Consider the following 8,789-nt stretch of genomic DNA (forward strand, 5'->3'; position numbering starts at 1 on the left):
CACTCCGGGCGTGTCGCGCTCGACCATAAAGCACGAAAACTTGTCGCCGTCCACCTTGGCAAAGACCGAGAAGAGCTGCGCAAATGCCGTGTTGGTGATCCACATCTTGGTGCCGTTCAGTGTCCAGTGCTTTCCATCCCCGGAGAGCTGGGCGCGCGTCTGAGCGCCGAGTGCATCGGAGCCGGAGCCTGTCTCGGAGAGGGCAAAGGAGCCGATCCACTCCCCACTGGCGAGCTTTGGGAGATACTTACTCTTGAGTTCATGGCTCCCAAAGAACATCAGCGGTAGCGTGGCGATCACCGTGTGCGCCTCATGGGAGAGCGCAAACGACTGCTGCCAGTTGAGCTTCTCGGCGATCAAGGCTCCCGTGCGGTTGTCCAAGCCAAAGCCGCCGTAGGCTTCGGGCACTTCCGCACCGAGAAGCCCGGCTTCTCCGGCCTTGTGCATCAGAGTCGCCATGAGGTCTAGATCATGGGCTTCGATTCGCTCGACATGCGGCAGGACTTCTTTCTTCAGAAAATCCTCAGCGGAGCGGCCCATCAGCCGGGCCTCTGCGGTAAAGTCTTCGGGGCTAAAAACACTCTCAGGGGGAGCATCGTTTACGAGAAACGCGCCGCCCGGCAGCGGTGCCAGGTTACTCATTTTTCACTTCCTTTTTCTTCTGGGCGCGGACGAGAAGCTCCGCAATATCCACGATCTCAGGCGTACTTTCTTGCGAGGCGGCGACAGCAGCCACGGAGTCACCGACCATGACTTTACAGAACGGGCAGCCCACGGCAATCGTCTCCGCACCCGTTGCGATCAGCTCATCGGCACGGTTTCGTCCGGGACGCTGACTCGGTGGCTCTTCCATCCACATCCTGCCGCCGCCGGCACCGCAGCAGAACGTCTTGTCTTTGTTGCGCTCCGGCTCTAGCATCGGCAACTTCAGTGCCGCACGGAGGGTCTTACGCGGCGCTTCGGTCTCACCGTTCACCCGCGCCAGAAAACACGGGTCGTGGTAGGTGACAGAAGTGTCTAAGGGACTGTCTAGTTTCAGGCGACCACTCTCTAAGAGCTCAGCGAGAAGCTGCGTGTGGTGCAGGACATCGTAGTGGCCGCCGAGCTGCCCGTACTCGTTCTTGAGCGTGTGTAGGCAGTGGGGACACTGGGTGACGATGCGCTTGGCCTTGACTGCCTCCAGCGTCGCGATATTGGTTTCCGCGAGCTGCTGGAAGAGAAACTCATCCCCGATACGCCGGGCGGCATCCCCCGTGCAGCGCTCTTTGGGGCCAAGAACCGTGAACTTTACGCCTGCCGACGAAAGAAGCTCGGCGATGGCCTGGACGGTTTTCTGGGCGCGTGGCTCAAATGCCCCAGAGCAACCCACCCAGAAAAGCACCTCGCGCTCGTCATCGAGGGTTGCTTTGGTCACTGGCGGCTCTATATTTTTCGCCCAGTCCAAGCGCTGAGAGTTGGGAAGTCCCCATGGGTTCTCCTTGCTCCCCAGCTGGCGCAGCATGGTCGCTCCCGAGCCACTGAGCCGTCCCTCAGCAACCCGGTGGCGACGAACCCCGTCAATCAGATCAACGTGGCGAATCAGCGACGGGCACTCATTCACGCAGGCATGGCAGTTCGTGCAGGCCCAGAGCGTCTCATCGGTCAGAAAGTCTAGCGGCACGGACTCTTTGCCATCTAAGTGGCGGCGAATGTCCAGCACAATGGCTTTTGGGTTTAGCTCCTTGCCAACCGCATGCGCGGGGCAGACATCGGTGCAGCGCCCGCACTCCATGCAGCCGTCTAGGCTAAGCCGCTGCCAGAAGTCTAGGTCCGCCAGCTCCGTGAGCCCAATCTTGCCCGTTTCCTCAACATCATCGAGGGCAATCGGCTCCAGCACTCCCATCGGGCGCTCGGGCTGAAGCGCGACACTTGCGGGAATGGTAAAGAGATGGAAGCGCCGACCATAGGGTAGCAGCGCGATCACGGCCAGCACCAGCAGCACGTGCACCCACCAGATCAGCATGTAGCTCATTGGGACTGTCTTTGCCACCGCAAGGCCCACGGGCGTAAAGCCCGCAAATGCCAGCCGCGCAGGGTCGGCGGCAATTCCCGCGCCTTCCAGCAAGAACCCCGTAACCGTCGCCACCAGACAGAGCGCCAGAAACCCCGAGTCGTAGGGTGAGTTCCCCAGACTCTCAGGCTTGGTGACTAAGCGCCGCCAGAGTGCCACACACAGCGCGATCAGCAGACCGAGGCCAAAGATATCCAGTGCGGCCTTGACGATGAGATAAAACTTCCCTTTGTAGAACCAGTGCTCCCCAAAGATCAGCGCCCCGTAGTGCTCAATGGCGACGATCACCGTGCCGATAAAGAGCGCGAGAAAGCCGTAGAAAATCCCCGCGTGCATCCCGCCCGCCAGCTTTCGGCGGCGAACACGCCGCTGCGCCAGGGATTGGTCGAGGACACTGCGTAGCCGACCGGGCCAGTTCTTGACCGGCGGCAGAGGTTTTCCCCCGCGCCATACGGGCAAGCGCCGCCAGATGCCGTAGAAGCAAATAGCCATCGCGAGCACTGCCAGCAGGTAGAACACCACCTGCTGTGGCCCAGAGATATGAAAGAGAATTGTTCGTGTCGGCATCCTTGCTGACTTTCCAGGCCCCTAAAGTTTCGCGATCAGCTCGGGGACGCGCTTTATGGGCGCAAGGGCATTCATCTATGATTTTTCCATTAGATTATAGCATATCGTGCTCCATACCATGTTTCAGCGGGGCCGAGTTTGTGGCCTACCAGACCAAAAAATAGCCATCGCCCGTTAGTGCAACTCGATACGTCGCTGAACTTCCTGGAGGATTTCTTCGGCCTGTTCGGGGGGAACAACGAGAGTCAGGCGGAGGAACGCTTTTTTGCGCGTCACCCGGAGCCAGGTGTAGGTGTAGTTACGCTCAAGACGAACCCGCTTGATCTCGTCCCAAGCGAGCTTGACAGTGCCTGTCCCCCGGAAGTTTTGGTACGTTAAACCTTGCTCACTGAGGGTCAGGTACTGGGTGCCCTTTCGGTAGAGCCCGACACAAACAATCACCAGGCAGCTACTGAAGACACTCATCAAAGAGGCGATGGGTTTCCCCGTCTCCAGCTTCCAAATCACAATCGCAAGAGTCGCATTGAGGAGTAGAGCAATGAAGTTTGCCCAGAGCGCAAAGCGAGTTTGTTTACGTTGCTGAGGATTCAGGCGCACCACGTAGACCTTCTCAGGAGACTGTTGTGTTTGTTGCATCGGGTAGACTGACACCACGATGACCCGAAAAGTTGCGATTTCTGAGTCTGTTTCTTCCGTCATGATTGGCGGCGGACTTCCCTTTGCCCTGATTGCGGGGCCGTGTGTGATCGAGAGTGAGAGCCTCTGCCGCGAGATTGCGCAGAGCGTGAAGGCGACTTGCGAGGCGCTGGGGATTGCTTTTGTGTTTAAGGCAAGCTTCGACAAGGCAAACCGGACATCGGGGGCGGCGTTTCGTGGCCAAGGCCCCGTGCGTGGCCTGGAGATTCTGGCGGGGATTCGCCAGGACTTTGGAATGCCAGTGCTCACCGATGTCCACGAGCCCGCCCACTGCACGCTCGCCGCCGAGTACGTGGATATTCTCCAGATTCCCGCATTTCTCTCCCGCCAGACGGATTTATTGGTTGCTGCTGGGGAAACGGGCAAGGCGATCAATGTGAAAAAAGGCCAGTTTATGGCCCCACTAGACATTGTCAATGCCGTGAAAAAGATCGAGGCGACGGGCAACGAGCGGATTTTAGTCTGTGAGCGTGGGGTCAGCTTTGGCTACAACAACCTCATCGTGGACTTTCGGAGTCTGCCGCAGATGGCGGCAGCGACCCACTGCCCGGTTGTCTTTGATGCCACACACTCGGTGCAGCAGCCCGGCGGCCTCGGGACAGCGTCGGGGGGGACGCGGGAGTTCGTGCCACACCTCGCCCGCGCGGCCGCTGCGGTTGGGGTGGATGCGTTCTTTCTGGAAGTCCACCCGGAGCCCGAAAAAGCCCTCTCCGACGCCGCAACCATGCTCCCCCTCGCCGACCTGCCTGCCCTCCTTAAAACGCTTCAGGCAATTGCTCAAGCGGCGCAGTAAACGAAGAGAGCGCCATACCGGAGGGGAGTAGGTTCTCCCGTGCGGTGACGGCCTCCTCGAACACGGCAGCGAGGAGGTCGTCCCAGTGATAGTAGAGCCCGTCAATGTCTTCTAGGTTGGCCAGGAGCCGACCGTGCGACTCACTGCCTTCGGGAAGTTCTGAGAGCCCCTGCACATCCGCGATAAAAGTCGGGGCGTGGCGGATCGCGCCGGTCTGAGTGTCGGTGAGGACAAAGTAGCCCAGGCAGACCACACGTCCCAGAGTCACGCCCGCTTCTTCAAACGCCTCCCGACGAGCCGCCGCCTCGGGTGTCTCGCCGGGCTCTAGGTGCCCACTGGGAATGCACCAGCCGCGCCCGGGAATCTCCGCCAGCACGACCTTGTCGCCATAGAAGGGAAACACCAGCGCCGCCGGAGTCGGAAAGCCCACGGACTCGCCGCGCACAAAAGTCGCCTGATCGTTGCGCCACTGCGTCTTGGGAAAGCTCACTCTACCCCACCCGCACGGCCACGGTAGCGGGCGTTGGGGCCTTCGAGCATTCGTCTTGCTTCGTCGGTGAGGTCGGGGTGGGCGTGGGGGTCATAGCTGTGGACTCCCCAGGCGCTCTGGTGGGTGTGGTACTTCATAAAGAGCGTCCGGCGCTGGTTTTCACTGTTCCAAGGAAGCGTTCCGTGGGTCAGTGCCTCGGTGAAGATCACGGCATCGCCTGCCTCGCACGGCACGGGCCGCACGACCTCGGCGAGGCCATCGGCCATATTGGCCCACTCTCTGGGCAGCCTGTAGTTGGCTTTATGGCTCCCCGGGACGCACGCAAAGCCGCCATCGCCGGGGTTGCAGTCTTTGAGGGCGTAGGCCACGACCGTGAGGCCATTGTGCATCCGTCCCTCGGAGAAGCGATAGAACTGCCCGGCGTCAAACGGGGTTCCCCCACCGTGCAGCGTCGCGCCAATGGGGCCGAGGCCCGGTTTGAGGATCACATCGAGGTAGTCGTGGTCGAGGCGCGGGTGTGGGCCGATGAGCTCGGAAAGATAGGGCAGCAGTGCGGGGTTGGCGATCACGGCGCGGGTCTGGGTTCCCCACTCCAGGCAGGCCCCGAACCGGTGGCTGGTCTTCTCGGTTGCCTCTTCGGCGATTAGCTTCTCGTCCACTAGGGCATTGAGTGCCGCTACTTGCTCAGGGTTTAGAGCTTGCTTGACCACAAGATAGCCCCAGAGATCAAAAAAGTATTTTTCTTGCTCCGTCATAGCCCTATTGTACCTGCGTCGAGTTCATCACATTAGGTATCATGGGGTTATGCAACGCTTTCTTCTGACTGTCTTTCTTTCTGCCATCGTGCTTCCGGCCTATGCCCAGAGCACACCGGTTCCTCGCTTCAGTGCCAGCGCAGGCTCGTACTTGCCTAAAGGCTCGACCGATGACCGTCACTCCCAGACTCTCTTTACCTACCAGCCCCGCTTAAAGTCTGGCCCCCTCCCGATCAATACCGCTGTCTACTTAGAGACAAACCGGCACAAAACTGTCGTGGGGACGACGACCCGAGTCTCCGTGATGGAGGGAGTCGGCCTGATGCAGCGCTTTAATGTCCTGTCCACCGCCCCCAAGGCTCTCTACCAGTTTGGCGGCGTGGGCCTTTACCAACGACGTATCTCCACAACAACTGTCACAGGCACGGGCTCCACGGCGGTCACCACGGCGACCCATATTCGGGGAGTCTCTCCGGGAGCCAAGCTGGGTGTGGGCTACCAAAAAGACGAAATGTTCGTCGAGGTAGACTACACGCTTGTGGGGCGTATCAAGGGCAGCTCTCCCAGCGGTCTTGGCCTGCGGATCGGCCTTCGCCTCTAGCATCCGACGGTTCTTGGCACAACGGGCTATAATGAAGGCCACATGTCTCAAACTGACAGTATTCGAGTTCGTGTGGCCCCTGAAGAGGGCCGACGGCTCGGCAAGCTCCGTGCGGCAGTTCAGCTACTGCATTTCCTAGCGCTTCTCGGGGGTGTCTTTGCCCTCGTCTACCTCGCGTTCGCCTTCTGGAATATCACGGAAGCCATCGCCATTGCTTCGGGGAAGCGCGAGGGTTTTGGGGCAGTGCTTCCCCTCGTTCTGGCGACTCTGGGAAGCTGGAGCATCATGTACCTGCTCCACGACAAGCTCGGGATTCTGGGCTCGGCTAAGGCGAGAGCGACCCTGCTTCCTGCGGCAGAGGCGCTCTACACCGACACCGGTCCCGCTCCCCTCGCACGCCACTTTGTCGAGCTGCGAACCCAAGCGAAGAAAGGCCCCTTCAAAACGGACTGGGGCTGGCTGGTGGTCTTCCCCGATCGTCTGGAGTTTGTCGGGGAGCAGCAGACCATCACTCTGGAGAAGCGCCTTGTCGCGGGCCCGCCTCTGAGAGAGCCCAATGCCGCCGGGCTCCTCCCCACCTGGCTCGATCTCCCCGTCCGTGCAGACTGGCGAGGCGTAGCGCTGCTCTGCCGCGACAGCGCCCGCTCCCTCTCCGACACCGCCCGCGATGCCGCCGCGCTAGAAACAAGCCTCCAAGACTGGCTCATGCCGACACTCCCCCCAAGCGCCTAATGTCCGAGAAAACACTAGAGCCGCCAGAGGGTGAGAGGTGCCTCGGTGCCTTTGAGCTGGGCGGTGAAGCTTTGGCGGGGAATGGCGTCAGGGACATAGGCGAGGAGCTCGTCGGAGAGGACGATGTCGCCTCCGTGGCTCTGGCCTTGGATGCGGCTGGCGAGGTTGACGGTCTGGCCGAAGTAATCGAGCTGGCCGTTGGCGGTGACAGCAAGTGCAGGGCCGTTGTGAAGCCCGAGCTTCACGATCAGTGGATCACAAGCACTCTGGATCGTGAGGGCGGCTTGCACCGCTTTTTGGGGATCGTGGAACGCCGCCATCACCGAGTCGCCGATGGTCTTGACGATCGCACCGTCGTGTTTTTCTAGTATCTGAGTGAGCTGCTCGAAGTGCGCCCGAACCGTGGCATAGGACGGCGCATCCCCTTGTGTGGCGTACATCTGGGTGGAGCCCTTCAGGTCGGTGAAGAGAATCGTCACCTGACGCACGACCAGCTCTTGGCCGGGCGCAAGAACCTCGGAGCCAAAGTGCTTGCGAAACTCCGAAAGCGCCGTCACCTGCGCCGCCGTCGCTGCATCTTCCCGCCAAGCGCGTGTCTCTAGCCGAAAGAGCATCGGGTAAGGCTTTGGATTTTCTAGCACGAGAGGTGAGCGGTCCGTCAGCAGAATCTCCCGTGGCTCGGGCAGCTGCGGCGAGCGCAGGCGATACGTGCCGGGTGGCAGATCTACGGTGACTTTCTCCGTTGTCTCAGGGGGGACTTGCCACTGCATCACGACGTGGCGTAGGCGGTGTGGGCCGCCGATGCAAAACGTGGCGACGCCATCTTCGGCTTTCCGCAGGCTCGGCGCGACGGAGAAGCAGACCTCGACATCTTGGTCAAAGGTCGGGCCGAAGGCGATATTGCACGAGGCGCAGTGGGCTTTGTCCGGAGTGAGGGCATCGAGCGTCTCGACCGATGGCCCGGCACCACGGCACGCCGGACAGAGCAAGCGCCAGTGCAGCTCCAACTCGCCGCCACGCACGGCGCGCAGACAAGCTTTCAGAACCTCGATCCGATCCGCCTGCCAGCGATCTGCCAGACCAAACGGACGGAAATCTATCACCTCCTCGGGTGGCGCGGTGAGCAAGAATGCACGAAGACGTGCCGCGAGATCGTCACTGGGAGGGCTTTCGTAGAGACTCGGGCGATGATCGTGGTGCGGGTAGGGCGTCGGGGCCCTGCCTGCCAAATATCCGACAAAGCCCTCGCAGGCGCGGAGCAAGCCGCCCACACTGCTCTTGGTGATGCGTCTTGCCAAGAGCTTCTCGGCCACTCCACGCGGCTCGGCCTCGGACCAGACCGTGAGAGTGGTCCCGTCACCGTCGGTTTCTAGGTTCACGCCCACGCGGTAGACCGAGACAGGGCCGTTGTCGGGGAAGCGCTGCACCCACCAGCGGCTGGGCTTCACCCAGTGATAGGGCTCCTCGGCGTAGCGAAGTGTTAGCGGGCCAAAGCGGGCTTTTCCGCGTAGCGCTGAGCCGCCTTCACTTCTTGGCGTGAAGGAAAACGCGACGGGGGGCAGCTTGAGCTCTCGGTTCAGCCGCTCCGTGTCCGAGAGAAGCTCCCAGAGCGCGTCGCGGGTCACAGAAAGCCGCACTGTCTTCGCCGTTCGAATCACAGCGGCATTATACGGTAGACTGAGCATCGTGACGGAGAGAGACGACTGGCGCTTACGACTACGCTCTTGGGCGCGCTGGAAGCTAGGCGTTCCCAAAGAGGCGCTGCACTCGCTCGGCTGGGATGTTCTGGCGGGAGGCTGTGCCGGGATCTTTCTGGGGATCACGATGCCCTTTCTCATCCGAATCGCCCGCGCCGAGCTGCACGCCTCAGACGTTGCGATTGGCGTGATGAACGCCGCGCCGTTTGTGGGGAACTTACTGGCACCGGTCTGGGCACGGCAGATGGAGGGCAAGGCGAAGATGCCATTCTGCCAGGTGAGCTGGATCACGGGACGCTCGCTCTTGCTGCTCATGCCACTTGCCGCCACCGCCTGGGGCTTTGTAGGGATTATTGCTCTTCTGCTCTTTATTGGGACGATCAGCTCGCCCGCCTACACGTCGCTGAT

At 61.0% G+C, this 8,789-nt stretch carries 9 protein-coding genes and 1 pseudogene; 4 read left to right on the plus strand and 6 right to left on the minus strand.

What is annotated here, in order from left to right; genetic code table 11:
• From AC1XOS_RS16265 to AC1XOS_RS16275, 3 genes are all read right to left on the minus strand, one after another.
• Positions 1-642 (minus strand): acyl-CoA dehydrogenase family protein (locus AC1XOS_RS16265; protein ID WP_481963275.1); only part of this gene is annotated, 642 nt, incomplete at its 3' end.
• Positions 635-2,617 carry a (Fe-S)-binding protein gene (locus AC1XOS_RS16270; protein ID WP_481963276.1) on the minus strand — a complete coding sequence of 661 codons (1,983 nt, stop codon included), beginning with the start codon at positions 2,615-2,617 and terminating at the stop codon, positions 635-637. The genes AC1XOS_RS16270 and AC1XOS_RS16265, both read right to left, overlap by 8 nt.
• 174 nt (positions 2,618-2,791) lie before the next feature.
• Entirely contained in the window at positions 2,792-3,253 is a 462-nt protein-coding gene (locus AC1XOS_RS16275; RefSeq protein WP_481963277.1) for a hypothetical protein, read from the minus strand.
• A 19-nt stretch (positions 3,254-3,272) separates the two neighbouring features.
• On the opposite strand from AC1XOS_RS16275, the gene kdsA reads away from it, so the two are divergent.
• Positions 3,273-4,106, plus strand: coding sequence for a 3-deoxy-8-phosphooctulonate synthase (gene kdsA, locus AC1XOS_RS16280; RefSeq protein WP_481963278.1), 834 nt, complete (start codon positions 3,273-3,275; stop codon positions 4,104-4,106).
• On the opposite strand, the gene AC1XOS_RS16285 is transcribed toward kdsA, so the two are convergent.
• Positions 4,069-4,596 carry an NUDIX domain-containing protein gene (locus AC1XOS_RS16285; protein WP_481963279.1) on the minus strand — a complete coding sequence of 176 codons (528 nt, stop codon included), beginning with the start codon at positions 4,594-4,596 and terminating at the stop codon, positions 4,069-4,071. The genes kdsA and AC1XOS_RS16285 overlap by 38 nt on opposite strands.
• Positions 4,593-5,351, minus strand: coding sequence for a phytanoyl-CoA dioxygenase family protein (locus tag AC1XOS_RS16290; protein WP_481963280.1), 759 nt, complete (start codon positions 5,349-5,351; stop codon positions 4,593-4,595). Before AC1XOS_RS16290 ends, AC1XOS_RS16285 begins: the two co-directional genes overlap by 4 nt.
• Positions 5,352-5,400: 49 nt before the next feature.
• Between AC1XOS_RS16290 and AC1XOS_RS16295 the strand changes: the two genes are divergently transcribed.
• Together AC1XOS_RS16295 and AC1XOS_RS16300 are read left to right on the plus strand one after the other, a co-directional pair.
• Positions 5,401-5,952: a hypothetical protein gene (locus AC1XOS_RS16295; protein WP_481963281.1), complete on the plus strand. Its 552-nt coding sequence runs from the start codon at positions 5,401-5,403 to the stop codon at positions 5,950-5,952.
• 42 nt (positions 5,953-5,994) lie between these two features.
• On the plus strand, positions 5,995-6,684 hold the full coding sequence (locus AC1XOS_RS16300; protein WP_481963282.1) for a hypothetical protein: 690 nt from the start codon (positions 5,995-5,997) through the stop codon (positions 6,682-6,684).
• A gap of 14 nt (positions 6,685-6,698) precedes the next feature.
• On the opposite strand, the gene AC1XOS_RS16305 is transcribed toward AC1XOS_RS16300, so the two are convergent.
• Positions 6,699-8,342: an adenylate/guanylate cyclase domain-containing protein gene (locus AC1XOS_RS16305; protein WP_481963283.1), complete on the minus strand. Its 1,644-nt coding sequence runs from the start codon at positions 8,340-8,342 to the stop codon at positions 6,699-6,701.
• Positions 8,343-8,370: 28 nt separating this feature from the next.
• On the opposite strand from AC1XOS_RS16305, the pseudogene AC1XOS_RS16310 reads away from it, so the two are divergent.
• Positions 8,371-8,789: pseudogene (locus tag AC1XOS_RS16310) on the plus strand (hypothetical protein); the annotation flags it as partial.

The sequence above is a fragment of the Armatimonas sp. genome (assembly GCF_964826245.1).

Coding starts and splice junctions, on each gene's coding strand:
- AC1XOS_RS16270 (WP_481963276.1), bottom strand. CDS start 2,617: ATGCCGACACGAACAATTCTCTTTCATATCTCTGGGCCACAGCAGGTG.
- AC1XOS_RS16275 (WP_481963277.1), bottom strand. CDS start 3,253: ATGCAACAAACACAACAGTCTCCTGAGAAGGTCTACGTGGTGCGCCTG.
- kdsA (WP_481963278.1), top strand. CDS start 3,273: ATGACCCGAAAAGTTGCGATTTCTGAGTCTGTTTCTTCCGTCATGATT.
- AC1XOS_RS16290 (WP_481963280.1), bottom strand. CDS start 5,351: ATGACGGAGCAAGAAAAATACTTTTTTGATCTCTGGGGCTATCTTGTG.
- AC1XOS_RS16295 (WP_481963281.1), top strand. CDS start 5,401: ATGCAACGCTTTCTTCTGACTGTCTTTCTTTCTGCCATCGTGCTTCCG.
- AC1XOS_RS16300 (WP_481963282.1), top strand. CDS start 5,995: ATGTCTCAAACTGACAGTATTCGAGTTCGTGTGGCCCCTGAAGAGGGC.